This is a genomic window from Clostridium sp. AM33-3 (genome assembly GCF_003480315.1).
Taxonomy (GTDB): domain Bacteria; phylum Bacillota; class Clostridia; order Lachnospirales; family Lachnospiraceae; genus Brotaphodocola.
The window spans coordinates 19,207-37,299 of record NZ_QUIV01000013.1 but is presented as its reverse complement, the minus strand read 5'-3'; the positions used below and the strand labels follow the sequence as shown (position 1 = coordinate 37,299).

At 51.3% G+C, this 18,093-nt stretch carries 14 protein-coding genes; 12 read left to right on the top strand and 2 right to left on the bottom strand.

Features of this window, described 5'->3' with window-relative positions:
• Positions 1-103 precede the first annotated feature (103 nt).
• From DW819_RS09190 to DW819_RS09150, 9 genes are all read left to right on the top strand, one after another.
• A complete protein-coding gene (locus DW819_RS09190; protein ID WP_243025763.1) occupies positions 104-925 on the top strand; it encodes a shikimate kinase in 822 nt (273 codons plus the stop codon).
• A 27-nt stretch (positions 926-952) separates the two neighbouring features.
• Positions 953-2,353 (top strand): phosphodiesterase, encoded by a 1,401-nt coding sequence (locus tag DW819_RS09185; RefSeq protein WP_118733024.1) that lies wholly within the window; start codon positions 953-955, stop codon positions 2,351-2,353.
• A gap of 304 nt (positions 2,354-2,657) precedes the next feature.
• Positions 2,658-3,389 carry a GntR family transcriptional regulator gene (locus tag DW819_RS09180; RefSeq protein ID WP_182432619.1) on the top strand — a complete coding sequence of 244 codons (732 nt, stop codon included), beginning with the start codon at positions 2,658-2,660 and terminating at the stop codon, positions 3,387-3,389.
• Positions 3,390-3,472: 83 nt separating this feature from the next.
• Positions 3,473-4,654, top strand: a complete 1,182-nt coding sequence (locus tag DW819_RS09175) for a PatB family C-S lyase (protein WP_182432618.1) — start codon at positions 3,473-3,475, stop codon at positions 4,652-4,654.
• A 3-nt stretch (positions 4,655-4,657) separates the two neighbouring features.
• On the top strand, positions 4,658-5,974 hold the full coding sequence (locus DW819_RS09170) for an APC family permease (RefSeq protein WP_118733021.1): 1,317 nt from the start codon (positions 4,658-4,660) through the stop codon (positions 5,972-5,974).
• 82 nt (positions 5,975-6,056) lie between these two features.
• Positions 6,057-7,316, top strand: a complete 1,260-nt coding sequence (locus DW819_RS09165; RefSeq protein ID WP_118733020.1) for an NAD(P)/FAD-dependent oxidoreductase — start codon at positions 6,057-6,059, stop codon at positions 7,314-7,316.
• Positions 7,309-9,444, top strand: a complete 2,136-nt coding sequence (locus DW819_RS09160; RefSeq protein WP_118733019.1) for a molybdopterin-dependent oxidoreductase — start codon at positions 7,309-7,311, stop codon at positions 9,442-9,444. The genes DW819_RS09165 and DW819_RS09160 overlap by 8 nt, the downstream gene beginning before the upstream one ends.
• Entirely contained in the window at positions 9,441-9,965 is a 525-nt protein-coding gene (locus DW819_RS09155; RefSeq protein ID WP_243025761.1) for a 4Fe-4S dicluster domain-containing protein, read from the top strand. Before DW819_RS09160 ends, DW819_RS09155 begins: the two co-directional genes overlap by 4 nt.
• A 36-nt stretch (positions 9,966-10,001) precedes the next feature.
• A complete protein-coding gene (locus DW819_RS09150; RefSeq protein WP_118733018.1) occupies positions 10,002-10,937 on the top strand; it encodes an alpha/beta hydrolase in 936 nt (311 codons plus the stop codon).
• Here the strand turns inward: DW819_RS09150 and DW819_RS09145 are convergent.
• Together DW819_RS09145 and DW819_RS09140 are read right to left on the bottom strand one after the other, a co-directional pair.
• Positions 10,907-12,487, bottom strand: coding sequence for a HAMP domain-containing sensor histidine kinase (locus tag DW819_RS09145; RefSeq protein WP_147353170.1), 1,581 nt, complete (start codon positions 12,485-12,487; stop codon positions 10,907-10,909). The genes DW819_RS09150 and DW819_RS09145 overlap by 31 nt on opposite strands.
• Positions 12,465-13,151 (bottom strand): response regulator transcription factor, encoded by a 687-nt coding sequence (locus DW819_RS09140; RefSeq protein ID WP_118733016.1) that lies wholly within the window; start codon positions 13,149-13,151, stop codon positions 12,465-12,467. The genes DW819_RS09145 and DW819_RS09140 overlap by 23 nt, the downstream gene beginning before the upstream one ends.
• A 156-nt stretch (positions 13,152-13,307) precedes the next feature.
• Between DW819_RS09140 and DW819_RS09135 the strand changes: the two genes are divergently transcribed.
• The 3 genes from DW819_RS09135 to DW819_RS09125 are packed head-to-tail and all read left to right on the top strand — an operon-like array spanning position 13,308 to position 18,078.
• Positions 13,308-13,730 (top strand): hypothetical protein, encoded by a 423-nt coding sequence (locus tag DW819_RS09135; protein ID WP_118733015.1) that lies wholly within the window; start codon positions 13,308-13,310, stop codon positions 13,728-13,730.
• Between the two features lie 35 nt (positions 13,731-13,765).
• Positions 13,766-15,049: an efflux RND transporter periplasmic adaptor subunit gene (locus DW819_RS09130; protein WP_118733014.1), complete on the top strand. Its 1,284-nt coding sequence runs from the start codon at positions 13,766-13,768 to the stop codon at positions 15,047-15,049.
• A gap of 14 nt (positions 15,050-15,063) precedes the next feature.
• A complete protein-coding gene (locus tag DW819_RS09125; protein WP_118733013.1) occupies positions 15,064-18,078 on the top strand; it encodes an efflux RND transporter permease subunit in 3,015 nt (1,004 codons plus the stop codon).
• Positions 18,079-18,093: the final 15 nt, after the last annotated feature.

Genomic DNA, 18,093 nt, shown 5'->3' with positions numbered 1-18,093 from the left:
ATTACTACGATATTATCATATAGTCAGAATCAGCAGAACGTGCTACAATGAAGGCAGCACGGTGACATGTACGCTGATTGGGACCGGAAGAGGAGAAAGTGTAATGGACAACAGAATGGATGACAGAATCGAGGAGATCCGCAAAAAAATCGGAGTATGTGATGACATTATCATCAAGCAGCTGGTAGACCGCATGGAATGCATTCAGGAGATCATTGCTTATAAGAAACAGAATGGAATCCCGATCCTGCAGCCGGAACAGGAAAAAAAGCAGGAGGATAACCTGAAGCAGAAGCTGGGAGACAATGCATTTGAGGAGGAGATCCTGAATATCTTCAAATACATTGTGAAGAACAGCCGAAAGATTCAGGCAAAGGCCCTGTTCAACTACAATATTTTCCTGATCGGGTTTATGGGTGCAGGAAAGAGCACCATTGCCAAGGAACTGAAGCGTCAGCTGGAGATGAACTATGTGGAGATGGATCAGCTGATCGTCGATAAGCAGGGGATGTCTATTTCTGAGATTTTCGCGGAATACGGTGAGGTGTATTTCAGGAATCTGGAGTGCAACACACTGATCGAGCTTCAGAAGAGCAAGCAGACCATTGTTTCCTGCGGCGGCGGTGTGGTGGTCCGGGAAGATAACAAGGATCACATGAAGAAGCATGGCCGTGTCGTGCTTCTGACTGCGACACCGGAAACCGTTTACAATCGTGTCAAGGACAGCACTGAGCGTCCGATCCTGAATGACCACATGAACGTGGATTTTATTGCCGGACTGCAGGAAAAACGCCGCGCGCTTTATGAGGCAGCTGCAGATGTTACGGTAGCAACTGATGGCAAAAATCCGGAAGAAATCTGCAGGGAGATCGTAGAGAAGCTGACACAGCTGGACCGTGACATGGCAGCAGAGCAGTGCAAGTAAACAGACAGTTGAGAGGAGGAACGTATTGTGGGATTATTTGGAAAGAAGAAACAGGAAACGGAGTATGCTTCAGCAGAAAAGAGAACCGGGCTGAGTGCAGAACCGCTTCCAGATGCAGACAATACAGAAGAAAATGAAGTCAGCGGCGACCGCATGGTCTGCCGCCGTCAGCTGGAGCGTGCGTTATCCGGTGACGGACAGGGCGTGGTTCTGAAGTTTTATATCGAAAATTTCAAGCGCATGAATGAGCTGTTCGGCTTTTCCTATTGTGAAGCATTGTTAAAGGAAATTTTGAAATATCTTCGGGAAGAGACAGGCTGCACGGTTTACCGCTATGTCGGTGTGGAATTTATCGCGATCCTGAGAAACAGAACGCAGGGACAGGCTGTACGGCTTGTTGAGGAAATCCTGAACCGCTTCTCCCAGAGCTGGAAGATCGGCGGGACAGACTGTATGTGCTCCTGTCAGATCGGTGTCTGCTCTTATCCCGGTTATGCGGGAAATACAGATGATCTGTTAAAATATCTGGATCTGGCTGTCAGCAAGGCAGCGGAAAGCGGAAGCAACCAGTATGCGGTATATGATTCCAAACTCCATGCAGCATATCTGCGCAAGCAGGCGATCGCCCGTTATATCGGAACAGCGCTGGAAAATCATGAACTGGAGATTCGCTTCCGTCCGACCTACAACACAGAAGAGAAACGTTTTGTCCGTGCAGAATATTATATGCGTATGTTTGTAAAGGACATCGGCATGGTAGGAAGTGCGGAGTTTGTACCGATCGCGGAGGATACCGGCCAGATCAGCAGCGTGGAATACTATGCCCTGGAACGGGTTGCACAGGCAATTGCAGAACTGGAGAAAAAGGGCGTGGAGTATGAGTCCATTGCAATTGCAGTTTCTCCGGTGCTGATCCTTCAGGAGAATTTTGTGGATACGGTCCGGCGCATGATCGAGACATACCAGATTCCATCCGGAAAGCTGGCGATCGAGATTGATGAATATGCGCTGGCTATGGATGCGGTCATCCTGGAGATCGTGATGCAGCAGTTGAAGGAGCTTGGAGTTGAACTGATCCTGAATAACTTTGGCTCCGGCTATTCCGGAATCAGCAGGATTCTGGAGCTTCCGGTGGATACGCTGAAGTTTGAGCGTATGTTTATGTGGCAGCTGGAAAGTGATCCGAGATCGGAACCGATCGTGGAATGCCTGATCCGGGCATCCGAAAAGCTTGGCAAACGCCTGATCGCGGAGGGTGTGGAAACACAGCGTCAGCTTGACATTCTGAAAAAGTTTGGCTGCGTATACCAGCAGGGATTTTATTATGCACCGACGATCCCACAGGAGCTTCTGGCTGAGGTGCTTGGGAAGTCGGCAGATGCCACCAAAAGTCTCATTGACCAGGAACGTGAAAAATTAAAACGCTGAGAATACAGGAACGCAGGACAGACTGACCAAGGTCTGCGGCTGCGTTCTTGTTTTTTGCCGATATATTTATAAAAAAATAACGATGCCGGGAATAACATGTATTAATACAGGCTAGCTAAGAATCTTATGCATTGACGAAAAAAACAAAGGGAAAATGCTTCAAAAACATCATAAATAGTAAAAAGAGACAAAAAAACAGAAACAAATTGAGAATTAACAAGAAAAATGCCAATAACAACTTGACTTATTATATTACATGTTGTATGCTGAGAACAGCATACAGGAGATGAAAAAGGAGGATATTGTGAACAAATTATCAAGTAATCCACTGTATGAACAGGTATTTAACCGCATTAAGGATTCTGTGCGGAGCGGAGAATACAAAAAGGGAGATCTGATCCCAAGTGAGAAGGAGCTTATGGAGCTGATGGGAGTCAGCCGTGTGACAGTCCGGCAGGCTTTGAAAATGCTCAGTGACAGCGGCATCATTGAAACCCGGAAGGGAAAGGGCAGCATCGTCGCGGTGGACTGGAAAAGCATTCTGGATCCGGGCGAACTCCGGGATCAGGCAGAAACCTACTGGCATTTGTTTGAACAGTCTACGCTGGCCAGACGCGTCATTGAGCCTTCTATCGCAAAGCAGGCAGCCATCATGGCAACAGAGCAGGATATCCGTCAGCTGGAATATGCATTTGAGCATGATTCTGAGACTGCAGAGCAGGCAGAGCCGTCTATCCGGATCCAGAAGGGAACCGGTCTTCAGTCTTTCCATGGCTGTCTGTGGGAAATCCTGAGAAATCCGCTCATGAAGCAGATCTGGGAAGCAACGGTGCCGCCGTCCAACGCGATCACAGCGCTTCCGCTGATCGTTCCGGTGCAGCAGGAATCCTACAAGGCAGAAATACGAAAGCAGCATGGAAATATTCTGAAGGCAGTCAAAGACCATGATCCGGAATATGCATTCTTTTATATGCTTCAGCATTGCGACTGGATCTATGCGACGTATCAGCATTATTTCGAAGAATTCTGCCGTTAAAACAGGTGATATTTTTTCAGAGAACCAGGGCCCGGCTTTCCGGAAAAATGGAACATAAAACCTTTAAGGGGTGGAGGTACAAAATGAAATACGATTTTGATAAGGTTTGGGATCGTGTGGATACCGATTCCATTAAATGGGATCGTCAGTTTAAGTTTGGCGTTCCGACCGGGCTGATCCCCTTCTGGATCGCAGATACGGATTTCGGAACACTTCCGGAGGCCGTGACTGCAATTCAGAAGCGTCTGGAACATCCGCTGTTTGGTTATACGTCAACCGGAAAACGGACCAATGAGACGGTCCGGGCATGGTATCAGCGCCGTCATCATGTGGATCTTCCGGTGGAGGCATTTTCACCGTCAGAAGGCGTCGTGACATCCATCTGGTTTTCAATCAGAGGCTTTACAGAGCCGGGAGATCAGGTGCTTGTCTTTACACCGGTGTATGATCCGTTTTTTGTGGCGATCCGCACCCAGGAGCGAAAAGAGGTAGACTGTCCGCTGATCTATCAGGACGGACGCTACAGCATTAACTGGGAAGATTTCGAAAGGAAGCTGGCCGGTGGGGTGAAGGCTATGATATTCTGCAATCCCCATAACCCGGTCGGACGTGTCTGGACGCGGGATGAGGTGGAACGGGTGGTTATGCTGTGCAGAAAATATTCGGTATGGCTGTTCTCCGATGAGATCCACGGTGATGTGGCCCTCTACGGCAATCAGTATACCTCGGCAGCCTGCTTTGCAGACGTATATGACAGGATGATCGTTTACACTGCAATCAGCAAGACCTTCAATATGGCCGGTCTGCACTCATCCTGCAGCATCATTCCGAATCCGGAATACAAAAAGAGACAGGAGGCATCTCTTCGGGAAGCATGGCTTATGAGCCCGAACTGCCTGTCTAACGCGGCAATCGAGGCCTGCTACACCTACGGTGATGAGTGGGTGGACCAGCAGAATGCGTATCTGACAGAAAATGCAGAGTTTATCATTCATTATCTTGCCGTGCACGCGCCGGAGATCAAGCCGGTGAAGCCGGAAGGAACGTATCTGATGTGGCTGGACTGCAGCGCACTGGGAATGACCTCCGATGAAATCCAGAAAACACTGGCGGATCATTATGGCATTGCAGTGGGAGGCGGTACTTCCTATGGCGGAGACGGAGAGCATTTTCTGCGGTTCAACTTTGGCTGTCCGCGCAAAAGGCTCGAAGAGGGTATGGAGAAACTGGTACAGTTTGTATCAGACTGGAGAAAAGGGGTATAACAAATGGAGACGAAAAAACTGAATTTTTGGGACTGCATGGGCTTTTGTATTGGCCAGATCGTAGGTTCCGGTGTGTTTGTACTGACAGCAATCGTAATCGGACTGACTGGACACGGCGCTCCGTACGGATATTTTCTTGCAGCGATCATCTCACTGATCAGCCTGATCCCGATGGCAACACTTTCTTCCAGTATGCCGGCAACCGGCGGAAGCTATGTGTATGCCAAGAAGCTTTTGGGGCCGAGGATCGCATTTGTATTTCTTCTGATGTTTATTTTGCAGCAGGTGTTGGTATCCACGTTCGCAATCGGCTTTGCAAGCTATGTTGGCGTGATCTTTCCGTCAGTAAACCAGACCGTGGTTGCGGTTGGCGCCCTGACTGCGGCAGTGATCGTAAACCTGATCGGTCTGAAAACCTCTGCGAAGGTTCAGAAGGTGATGGTTTCCCTGCTTCTGATTTCCCTGTTCATTTATATCGTATTCGGTCTTCCGAAGGTTGACTGGTCTGCACTGGAATTTTCCGCATCCAACATCATGCCTCACGGCCTGAAAAACTTCCTGCAGGGCGCAACGCTTCTGTCCTTTGCATGTGGCGGCGCAAGCTTCCTGGCTGAGAATGGCGGAGAAATCGAGAATCCGGGAAAGAATATTCCGAAGGCCATGATCCTTTCCACCGCGATCGTTGCAATCTTTTATGCATTTGTCGGTATTGTAGCTGCCTGCGTGCTTCCGTTAGATAAGGTAGCAGGTGTCAATATTTCGGTTGTAGCAAAAGAAGTATTCCCTGCACCGGTTTATCTGTTTTTTGTTATCGGCGGTGCATGGTTCGCCCTGTTAACAACCCTGAACGGAACACTGTCCTGGACTACCCGTTCTCTTCAGAGAGCTGCCATGGATGGATGGCTTCCGGAAATCTGCGCAAAGGAAAATAAAAACGGAACTCCGGTTCTGCTGTTATTCTTCTTCTTTATTGTGGGCCTGATCCCGATCTTAACCGGCATGGATACCACCGATATTTCCAATATGGGTACCGGCTGTAGCAAACTGACCGGCCTGTTTACGATCTGTGCATGCTGGAGACTTCCGAGTCTGTTCCCGGAAGCTTATGAAAAGTCTGTATTGCATATAGAACCAAAGAAACTGCATGCAGTTCTTTGTGTATGCCTGACAGTTACCATTGTTACTTCCTTTGTAAGCCTCTCCAGTCTGAAGCCGAAGCATTACCTGTATATCGGTCTCTTCATTCTGGTTTCCATCATCATCATGCTGATCCGTTATAAGAATGTGAAAGCAAAGCTGGAACAGCAGAGCGCACAATAAAGGACTTGAAAATCTGAAAAAAGATAATCGGATAAGTCACTGGATTTCAGTGGCTTTTTCGGTATTTGAGAGGAGGAAAAACATGAACTATGCTGTGGTAGGATTCGGCACGGCAGGTTATCATGCGGTTAAAGCGATCCGCGCCTGTGACCAGGAGGGGGAGATCGATGTATACAGCAATACCAGCCGGGCACCGTACAATCCGATGCTGACAACATACTATGCGTTCGGAAAGCTGGAGTTTGACGGCCTGTTTCCGTTTGGGGATCTGGATCAGATCCGGAAGGAGATATCGTTTCACCTGATTCAGGAGCCGGTCATCCGGGTACATGCAAAAGAGCATCTGGTGGAGACGAAGCAGCAGACAAAGCAGTATGACCGGATTCTGATCGCGACCGGTGCGCGTGCGTTTGCACCGCCGGTGAAGGGACTTGATCCGGAGGATGCTTTTCTGATGCGGACGGTGGAGGATTCCATCCGCTTCAAAGAACGTCTGAAACAGAAGAATGTCCGCCATGCTGTTGTGATCGGTGCATCCATGGCCGGAATCAAGGTGGTGGAGGTGCTGCATAAATTTGGCATTGAAACCTGGCTTTTAGATCTGGCACCTCATATTTTTCCGCTGGCAGCTTATCCGGAGGTGTCCGCGGAGATTGAAAAGCGGGTGGAGGCTCAGGGCGTTCATCTGAAATTCGGAGCAACGATCGACCACATGGAGCAGGAGGATGGGCAGAAAATCGCCGTACTGACAGATGGAAGCCGGATTCCGGCAGATATTGTCGGACTCTGCATTGGCACAAGAGCCATCACGGATCCTGTGAAGGATGAGGTGGCAATCGTCCGCGGTATTACGGTCAACGATCATATGGAAACCTCAGTTCCGGGTGTGTATGCAGCCGGAGATTGCTGTGAGGGAAACAACCTGGAGAGCGGACAGAATCAGATCATCGGTCTCTGGGCCAATGCCAACCGACAGGGCGAGACGGCAGGAGCCAACATGGCAGGTCAGGGTGTCGCGTATCACGGAAACATCCTGCATAATATCACACATTTTATGAACATGGATTTTATCGGCTTTGGTGATAACCGTCTGACGGGGGAGGTGCTGGAGTACGGAAGCCTGGAAGACAGCCTGTATGTACGCCTGGTGCTGGATGGAAAACGGATCGTGGGTGCCAATATCCTGGACAATTACCGGATCAGCGGTATCGTGAAAAATTATATGCTGCGGCTGTTTGCGGGAGAAGAGTTTGTCCTTCCGGATTACCAGAGGGCTATGCTTCAGAAGGCTGGTCTGTCGGAAGCATTCATTGATGAGATTGAGGAGAAATTACATGGATAGTTTGGAAGCATTAATCAAAGCAAAAATTCCGTGTGAGGAAACCGGGATCCGGGTTTGCCATACGGTGTGCGCAATCTGCAGTCCGGCCAATAACTGCGGTGTAAATGCATACGTCAGGGACGGCAGAATGGTCAAGCTTGAGGGGATGGACGAGCATCCGCAGAGTAAGGGGCGCATGTGTGTGAAGGGACTTTCCGGCCGTCAGTTTGCTTACCGGGAGGACCGGATCCTGACTCCGCTTAAGCGGGTTGGCGAGCGGGGAGAAGGAAAATTTGAACCGATCACCTGGGAACAGGCCTATGATGAGATCGCTTCCCGGTTAAATGGGATCAAGGCAGAATACGGAGCAGATGCAGTGGCGTTTTTCGGCGGCTATAATAAGTGGTACCGTCCGTGGCTGCGGCGCCTGGCACATTCCTTTGGAACCATGAATTTCGGCACGGAATCCAGTACTTGTATGACAGCCGGCTGGATGGCCTGGAAAACGGCGTCCGGACAGCTGGCGCGTCCGGATATGGCGCATACAGATCTGTATTTAGGCTGGGCTATGAATCCGTATTTTTCCGGATATGCCAAGGCAACTGCGATTGAAAAACGCCGTGAAAAGGGCATGAAGGTTATTATTGTTGATCCTAAAATCACTCCTGCGGTCGAGCGCCTTTGTGATCTCTACCTTCGTCCGTATCCCGGAACCGATGGCGCTCTGGCTTTGTGCATGGGAAACATCCTGATAGAAAACGGATGGATTGATGCAGCGTATATTGAGAAGTATGTGCATGGATTTGAAGAATATAAGGCGTATGTAAAGCAATTTAATGAAAGTAATGTCGAAGCTCTGACCGGAGTTCCTTATGAACAGGTGCTTGAGGCTTGTCGGATGATTTGGGAAAGCAGCTCTATGTGTATCAATGAAAATAGTGCCCCAATTCCCCACCATAAAAACGGCTTCCAGAATTATCGTGCGATCATGGCGCTTCTGGCACTGACCGGCAATTATGACCGGGAAGGCGGTCAGCTTCCGGGACTTCACAGCTTTACACACCAGATGGCCGGATTTGTGACCCGGGATGAAGAATTTGCAGAGGTGACAGAGCCTGAGAATGCGAAACCGGCGGTAGGAGCAGAGCGTTTTCCACTGTGGTATCATATGGAAAAGGAGATGCAGTGTGTGGATCTGGCAAGACAGATCATGGAAGAAAAACCGTATCCGGTTAAGGCGCTCTTTGCTATGGGAATGAATTACCGGATGCTGCCGGATGACCAGTATGTGAAAGAGGCATTGCTGAAGCTGGATTATTTTGTAGATACCGATCTGTTCCTGACGGATACGGCGATGCTTGCGGATCTCGTTCTTCCGGTCTGCACCTCCTATGAGCGCGGTGAGCTGGAAACCTATCCAGGTTGCTATGCATGGTATACGAAACCGGCCATTGACCGGGTGGGAGAGAGTAAATCCGATACGGAGATCATCGCGGAGCTGGCAAAAAAGCTTGGTCTGGGCGATGAGGAGCTGGAAGCAGGCTATGAGAAAAACCTGGAATTCATTCTCCGTGATCTTGACATTACCGTGGAGGAACTGAAGAACAGTGATGTTCCGATTAAGGTACCGAATGTAAAAAAATCTGCTCCGGGTGAGCATCTGGAGCGGGGACTTCTGACACCGACCGGAAAGTTTGAACTGTATTCGGAGCTCATTGCATCTCATCCGGAATGGCACCTGGATCCGCTTCCGACCTACTGCGAGCCGCTTGATGAGGCAGATCCGGAGCTTTATCCGTACCAGCTCTGTTCCGGCGGGCGTATTCCGAATGCGATCCATTCCCGTCTTCATAAGGTCAAATGGGCACGCAGCTTAAGACCGGATCCGACAGCGGAGCTGTCTGTGGAGGATGCAAAGGAACTGGGCATTGAAGCCGGAGATGACATGGAACTTTATACGGAACGCGGCTGTATCTGCGTAAAGGCTATGCCGAGTCATAAGGTTCCAAAATCTGTGGTCTTTTTCTATCATGGATATTCGGAGGCAGATGTCAATTCCCTGATGTCTGGTACGCATGTGGATCCTTATTCCGGTTTCCCGGCATACAATTCCACGCGCTGTGGAATGAGAAAGAAGGTGCAGCAGTGAAAAAATACGCGATCGATCTCGATCTGAGCAAATGTGTGGCCTGCGGTGCCTGCGCGGTAGCCTGTATGGACCAGAATGATTATGAAGTCAGGGAAGGACAGCGCCCGTACCGTAATATTTTCGATATGGAGCTTGAAAAGAATAACCGTGTCAGTTATCACCGGCTCTCCTTAGCCTGTATGCACTGTGAGGATGCGCCCTGCATCACCGGCTGTCCGAGTGCCTGTCTCAGGAAAGACCCGGAGACAAATCTTACGGTTTATGATACCACAAACTGTATTGGCTGTCACAGCTGTGCCATGGCCTGTCCGTACGGAATTCCATCCTTCGGAGAAAATGGAAAGATGATCAAATGTGACGGCTGCTATGTGCGGGTACATCAAGGTATGCTTCCGGCCTGCGTCAAGGCCTGCCCGTTTGGAGCATTGAAGCTGGTTGATCTGGAAGCACCGGAGGAACAGATCCCGAAGGAGCATTCCCTGCGTATGACCAGTATGCAGATGCTGAAGGCCCAGGTATAGGCAGGGACGGCAGCAGTAGAAAGGAGAATAAAATAGATGGAAGTAAAAGTGTGGGAATATGAGGAATATCCGGGACTGACCGAAGAGGTGGAAGGGGCAATCCATATCCCGACCACCGGAGATGAGCCGGGAGTTTACCATTGGCATGATATTCCGTATGCAGAAGTGGACGGTCATACGCTGGTGCTTCAGATTCTGGAGCCATATACCAGAAACGAGCCGGAAAAGCTTCATCCATGTTTTGTGTTTGTGCAGGGGTCTGCCTGGGGCGTACAGGATGTGTATAAGAGCTGCCCGCATTATGCGAGACTGGCTGCCCGCGGATATGTGGTAGCTGTGGTGCAGTATCGTCATTCCGGAATTGCCCATTTTCCGGCACCGATTCAGGATGCCAGAAATGCAGTCCGCTTTATGCGCCTGCATGCGGCAGATTACCATCTGGACGGGGAAAACTTTTTCCTGGGCGGCTGTTCCTCAGGCGGCCATACCGCCGTGTTTGCAGCTCTGGCAGATCAGGAGCCGTGGCTGGATGCCTCCGTATATCCGGGAGTATCTGCAGATGTCATGGGAATCCTGGATTACTACGGTGCGGTAAGCATGACAGAGATGGATGATTTCCCGGATACATTGGAGCATCATCTGGAGACCAGCCCGGAAGGCATGGAGGTGGGAGCAAACTTAAGAGAGCATCCGGAGCTTGCAGCCCGGGCAACGGCTGTGACTTATATCCGCCCGGAGACTAAGCTCCCGCCTGTGTGGATCATGCACGGAACCAAGGACCGCAAGGTGAGTCCCTATCAGAGTGTGCGTTTATATAAGAAGTTAAAGGAATGCGGAAAAGAAGCAACGTTGTATCTGGTGGACGGCGCGGACCACGGCGGTTCCGAGTTCTGGACACCGGAGGCTGTGGATGCGGCAGACCGTTTCATGAAAGAAATCATTCAACGGCACAAAAACCAGAAATCATTATAACCATTTTGGCAGTCCACTCCGTACGGCATCTGATGTGCCTTTAGGATCGTGCTGACAATGGAAAGTCCGATGCCGGTCCCGAGCCTGCGCCCGTTCTGGTGCTGGCTGCGCTGGTAGCGCTCCCAGATGATAGCACGGTCCTCTTCGGGAATCGGATCACCGGGATTGATGACCTCGACAAGGCAGCAGGAAACGGAAAAAGCTGCTTCTGCCGATGTGTCGCCGGTGAAGGAAGCTGTATTGCCAGTCAGAATCGGTGCGCCGGCAAGCTCCTGAAAACGCGCAGCCGGCTGCGGAGTCAGACAGATCCGGATTTCCTGATTTTCCGGTGTGTGGTTGATGGCATTGTTTAGCAGGTTGCGCATGACCTGGCTCATTTTCAGGGCATCGACCTCAAAGAAAAACGGCCGGGAGGATTGCACATCAGCAGCCGAAGCAGATGACCTGCGGTCAGAGGTTTCCTCTGTCACCAGCAGTGTCAGCGTGATGCCATGCTCGGCAGCTGCCTGTCTGCAGCGGGTCAGCTCGGCTGTTACGATATCCCGTAAATCGCACCATTCCTTCTTTAAGCTGCTGTAGCCGGCGGAAAACTGGGAATAGTCGAGAATGTCGTTTACCATCTCGCTCATGCGGTTGGACTCGCTGATGATGAGATTCAGATTTTCATTGCGCAGCTCGTCATCTTTCCAGGTGATGTCCCGCACCATCTCCGCATAGCCGGTGATGAGAGCTAACGGGGAGCGCAGCTCATGGGAGACGTTGGCGATGACCTCCCGGCGCAGAATATCCAGCCGCTGTAAGGCCAGCCGCAGCTGCCCGACGGATTGGGACAGCTGCCCGAGCTCGTCCTGGCGTTCCAGATCCGGGTCGATGGAAAAGTCGTTTTCGGTCAGCTTGTCCACCGCACTTTTGATCTGAAAGATGGGACGGGAAAACTGTCTGGACAGGACTGCAGCCAGTACCGATGCGATGCCGGTCAGAAGAATGCTCAGAATGATGAGCTGGGAACGGTTCAGGTTTAAAACGGCCCGGGTCATCAGGGCGTTGCGCAGGATCAGATAGTTATGTTCTCCGTTGCAGGTGACCGGGAAACCAAGCTCATAGCCGATGATCTTTCCGTGCATCCGCTCAATGTGCCGGTAGGGGCGGCCGGCCAGCAACTCCCTGAAATCAGGTTTCTGGCGGGTCATCTCCGGATCGTTGAGTTTACGCTCCCATTCCTGTGGCTGCACCAGATGTCCGGAAGAGTACATTTTAATGAGGGTGCCGTCCTCAGAGACCAGGAGCAGCTCTCCGCCGATGTGGCTGATAAAGGATAAGAGCTTTTCATCCTCTCCGATATCGCGGGTACGCAAATCCTCCATGACCGGGGAAAGCCGGTTCAGAGCTTCGTTAACGGCGGCATTCGCGTAATTCTGTTCAAACAGAAAAATCTGTACTACCCACATAAAGCCGATCCCGAACATGACCGGGATCATCATAAAGGCCCAGAGCCGGAACACCATCCGGTTTTTCAGGGCAGAAAGTCTAATTTTCCTCTGTTTTTTCAAATTTATACCCCACTCCCCATACAGTCTGGATCAGCTTCCGGTAAGGGCCGATGTGTTCCCGCAGGGACTTGATGTGTGTGTCCACGGTGCGGGCATCCCCGCAGTACCGGTACCCCCATACGGTCTCCAGCAGTTTGTCGCGGCTCAGGACGATATGTTCGTTCTGTGCCAGCTTGTAGAGCAGGTCAAATTCCTTGGGCGGCAGAGAGATCTTCTTTTCGTCTAATGTGACGATCCGGGAATCCGGGAAAATGGAAAGTCCGCCAAAGGCAAGCTCTTTTGTGACAGGTGCTGATGTATGGACCTGGGTGCGGCGCAGCACGGCTCCGATGCGGGCCATCAGCTCTTTGGGACTGAATGGCTTTGCAACATAGTCATCGACGCCGAGCCGGAATCCGTTTAATTTATCATATTCTTCATTTCGAGCGGTCAGCATGATGACCGGTACCTGGCTGAAGCCGCGGATGGCTTCGAGGGTTTCAAAGCCGTCCGGTCCCGGCATCATGACATCCAAAAGCACCAGGTCAAAGGTACTTTGCTTTAAAGCAGTGACCGCGGCGGCTCCTTCTCCGGCCTCTGTGCATTCGAAGCCTTCCAGTTCTGCATAGGTACGCACCAGGCGGCGCAGGTGCGGATCATCATCGGTGATAAGAATGTGCGGCATGGAACTTTCTCCCTTCTACGTTCTTCTGGGATTATAACATCTTTTCCCGGCTTCTGAAACTTTCCTCACAGAATTATGCGGATTTTCTCACACTTTTCTCACATTTCTTATTTAAGCTTTGTAGCATGTCAGAATGTGTGCGGAAAGGAGTGCCTTATGAACCAGAAATCTTCAGCAAGACCACCGGATCACGGAATATTAAAAAAGGAACTGTTTGGGTATGCGGGCATCTGTCTGGTCCTGATTTTGCTATTGGGGACCGGAGAAAGAATGTTTGATACCTTTCCGGTGAAGGCCATGCTCAGCGCGTTGTGTTATCTGGTCGTGGGAGGCCTTGGCATGTCAGCCGGGATGTTCTGTTTCCGGCCTGAGGCAGAGCGGTCCGAGTTTTTTAAGACCTTTACGCTGCTGTATCATCCCGGAGTCTGGATTCTGGCGGCAGCCTCCTTTCTGGAGAAAACAGGAATCGCTGCGGTGCGCATCACAGAAAACCTGCATCTGGTTTATATTGCCGGATGGAGCTTTCTGGTGGCAGGCATGATCGTGCTGGTGGTGATCCTGCGGGACAGTCGCATGTAACGTAACAGGAAACATAGAAGGTGAAGGAGTGTAAGATGGATAAGAAGAAAAAAATCATGGCAGGAGCAGGCGCGGCAGTGATCATTCTTGCAGGCGCAGCATTTTTCCTTACAGGGAAGGGCACAAAAGGCGGTCAGGGAGGTCCCGGAGGCATGGGAGGTCCCGGCGGAATGATGCAGGAATCCACGGTAACGGTGGTAAATGCGGCAAATCCGACCACGGGAGATGTTTCCGTAACCTCCAGCCTGACCGGTACGGTTGAGGCAGCCGATGTGGTGTATGTGTACGCCAAGGCCGGCGGTGATGTGACTGCCGTGAATGTCAGGGCCGGTGATATGGTCAGCCAGGGACAGGTGCTGATGGAGATCAACACCGAGCAGGTGGAGTCTGCAAGGAACAGCATGGATTCCGCCCAGGTCAATCTGTCCCAGGCCCAGAGTAACTTAAGCAGAATGCAGATCCTTTACGACAGCGGCGATCTGTCTGACCAGGAGTACGAGCAGTATCAGAATAGTCTGAAATCCGCGCAGCTCCAGTATGAATCTGCCAAGCTTCAGTACGATAAGCAGGTGGAGTACAGCACCATCACCGCACCGATCGCAGGCCGCGTGGAGAGTGTGGACGTGGATGTGTATGACCGCGTCAACCAGTCTGCACAGCTCTGTGTCATTGCGGGCGAGGGTCAGAACAGCATCACCTTTTATGCGACCCAGCGTATGGTACAGAATTTAAAGACCGGAGATGAGCTCGAGATTTCCAAAAACGGAAATACCTATACCGGAAACATCACCGAGATCAGCAATATGGTCGATGAGAGCAATGGCCTGTTCAAGGTAAAGGGGGATATGGAGAGCAGCGATGAGATCGCCATCGGAAGTACCGTGAAGATCACGTTGGTGACCGGGCGCGCCGAGAATGTGATGCTGGTTCCGGTAGATGCCATCTACTACAGTGGCGGCAAGGGCTATGTCTACTTATATGAAGATGGCAAGGCGAAGATGGCTTCCGTGGAGATTGGCCTTTATGATTCCGAGAACGCGCAGATCCTTTCCGGTATAAAGGCCGATGATATGGTAGTCAGCACCTGGAGCTCCAATCTGTACGAGGGTGCGGATATCCGCCTGAAATCCGATGCTGAGGCAGCAGATGCGGCAGCTGGCAGCGGCGAGGGACAGAACGGTGCTCCGACAGGTGATGCACAGGGTGCAGGCGGTCAGACCCCGGCAGGTGACGGTCAGGGTGCAGACAGCAAGGCACCGCAGGGCGTACCGGCAGCTGGCGGCGCACAGAACGGAAACGCAGCACCGAAAGCACAGTAAGGAGGCAGACATAAATGGGAATTACCAGATTTGTACTGAAGCGTCCGGTCACTGTGCTGATGGCGCTCTTATGCCTGATCGTGTTTGGTATTTCTTCGGTGTTTAACGCAACACTGGAGCAGATGCCGGATATGGATCAGCCGATGATGATCATTATGGCAAACTATTCCGGCGCCAGCCCGGAGGATATGGATGAGCTGGTAACGCAGCTGATCGAGGATCAGGTCAGCACGCTGGAGGGTGTGAAGAGTATGAGCTCCACCACCAGTGAGGGCCGTTCCATGATCATGCTGGAGTATGATTACGATACCGATATGGATGAGGCCTACAGCGACTTAACCAAGAGCTTAAACAGCATCCGTGACCTGCCGGACGATGTAGAGCCGACAGTCATGGAGATGAACAAGAATGCGCAGGCCAGCATGATGCTTACCATTGCGAATCCGTCCCAGGAAAATCTCTATGACTATGTAGATCAGAAGATTGTGTCGGAGCTGGAAAAGCTCAGCACCGTGGCAGAGGTATCCACGATGGGCGGTTCCTCTGAGTATATCAAAATTGAACTGATGTCCGATATGATGGATCAGTACAATGTGAGCATCAGCGATATCAAGTCCGCCATGTCGGCAGCCAACCTGTCCTATCCGTCCGGAAGCGCAGAGTCCGGCAACCTGGACTTATCCGTGTCTACGTTAACGCAGCATGACACGCTGGATGAGCTGCTGGAAATGCCGATCACGGTATCCGGAAACAAGATCATTTACCTGGAAGATATCGCAGTGGTTTCCTACGCGGAGGAGCAGAAGGGCGGCGTCTCCCGTTACAATGGTGAAGAGACCATCTCCATTTCCCTGACCAAGCAGCAGAGCAGCACCGCCATGGATTTGTCCAAGCAGGTGCAGAAGGTCATCAAAAGCCTGCAGAATGATGATGATGACCTGACCATCACCGTAGCAAGAGATGAGGCAGACTCCATCCAGGACTCCTTAAAGGATGTAGCAGAGACCATGGTGATGGCGGTCGTTATTTCCATGATCATCATTTTCCTGTTTTTCGGAGATTTCAAGGCATCCATGATCGTCGGAAGCTCTATCCCGACCTCTATCCTGATGTCCCTGATCGTTATGACGCGGGCGGGATTTACGCTGAACATCATTACCATGAGCGGTCTGGTCCTCGGTGTCGGCATGATGGTAGATAACTCCATCGTAGTGCTGGAGAGCTGCTTTAGGGCCATGGATAAGCAGCAGGACAAGGGCGCGCTGAGCTACGCAAAGGCGGCCTTGGAGGGAACCAATATTGTGGTGGCTTCCATCTTTGGCTCCACGGTAACCACCTGTGTTGTATTTATCCCACTGGTATTCTTGAACGGTATGAGCGGCCAGATGTTCGGAGCCATGGGCTACACCATCGTATTCTGTATGTGTGCGTCCCTGCTTTCTGCAATCGCCATCGTGCCGCTGTGCTATATGATGTATAAGCCGAAGGAGCGGTCATCCGCACCGGCTAGCCGTCCGCTGACCTTCTTACAGGATGGATACCGCAAGATTATGCCGACTCTTCTGAAACACAAGGCCATCGTTATGCTGGCTTCCGTCGGCATCATTGTAGCAACGGTGTTCCTGGCAAGCGGCATGCAGACTGAGCTGATGACTGCCGATGATACCGGTACCGTCAGCGTCAGCATTGAGACCCGCCCGGGCCTGATTACCGAACAGGCAGACGCAATCCTGGCAGAGGCAGAATCCATCGTGGCAGCTCATGAGGATGTGGAATCCTATATGCTGCGTTACAACAATGATAAAGGAACCATTACCGCTTATTTAAAGGATGACCGGAAGATGTCTACTGATGAGGTGGTAAGCCAGTGGGAGAATGAGATGGCAGACCTGGAAAACTGTACCATTACGGTAGAGGCCTCCACCTCCATGAGCATGATGGGACGGAGCCGAGGCTACGAGGCCATCTTAAAGGGAACCCAGTACGATGAGCTGCAGGAGGTCAGCAATGAGATTGTAAGTGAGCTGATTGCCAGGGATGATGTGAAGAACGTCCACTCCAGTATTGAGAATACCGCGCCGGTTGTTGCCGTTAAGGTAGACCCGGTTGCTGCTTCTGCCGAAGGACTGACCGCAGCCCAGATCGGAACCATGGTAAAACAGATGCTGGACGGTGAGGAGGTTACCACCTTAAAGGTGGACGGCCAGGAGATCAGCGTCAAAGCAGAGTATCCGGAGGATCAGTATAAGACCGTGCCGCAGCTGGAGCGCATCATTTTAAAGAAGCCGTCCGGCGGCTATGTGGCGCTGTCCGATGTGGCAGAAATCTATTATAAGGACAGTCCGTCTTCCATTGAGAAGGAGGATAAGTCCTATCAGATCACCATTTCCGCAGATTATGTGGACAGCAGCTCCAGTGCGGCTGTGAAGACCAAAATCGATAGTGAGGTTATCAGCCCGAACCTGACCGGAACCATTACCCGCGGCACCAACTCCAGAGACCGTATGATGCAGGAAGAGTTCTCCGGTCTGTACAACGCGATTGCGGTGGCAGTATTCCTGATCTTTGTGGTCATGGCTGCGCAGTTCGAGTCCCCGAAGTTCTCCTTCATGGTTATGACCACCATCCCGTTCAGCCTGGTTGGTTCCTTTGGACTTCTGAAGCTGACCGGAGTCAGCATGTCCATGACCTCCATTCTGGGATTTCTGATCCTGGTTGGTACCGTCGTAAACAATGGTATCCTCTATGTAGATACGGTCAATCAGTACCGTATGGAGATGCCGCTGAAGAAAGCGCTGATCGAGGCCGGTGCCACTCGTATGCGTCCGATCATGATGACAAGTTTGACCACGATTCTTTCCATGCTGCCGATGGCGATGGCCTTTGGAAGCAGCGGTTCTACCACGCAGGGCCTTGCGGTGGTAAACATTGGAGGACTGAGTGTCGGTGTGCTGGTAGCGCTGTTTATCCTGCCGGTTTATTACGCTCTGATAAATGGCAGGAAGGAATTGAAGGTTCTGGATATTTAATGAGGAGGAGATGAA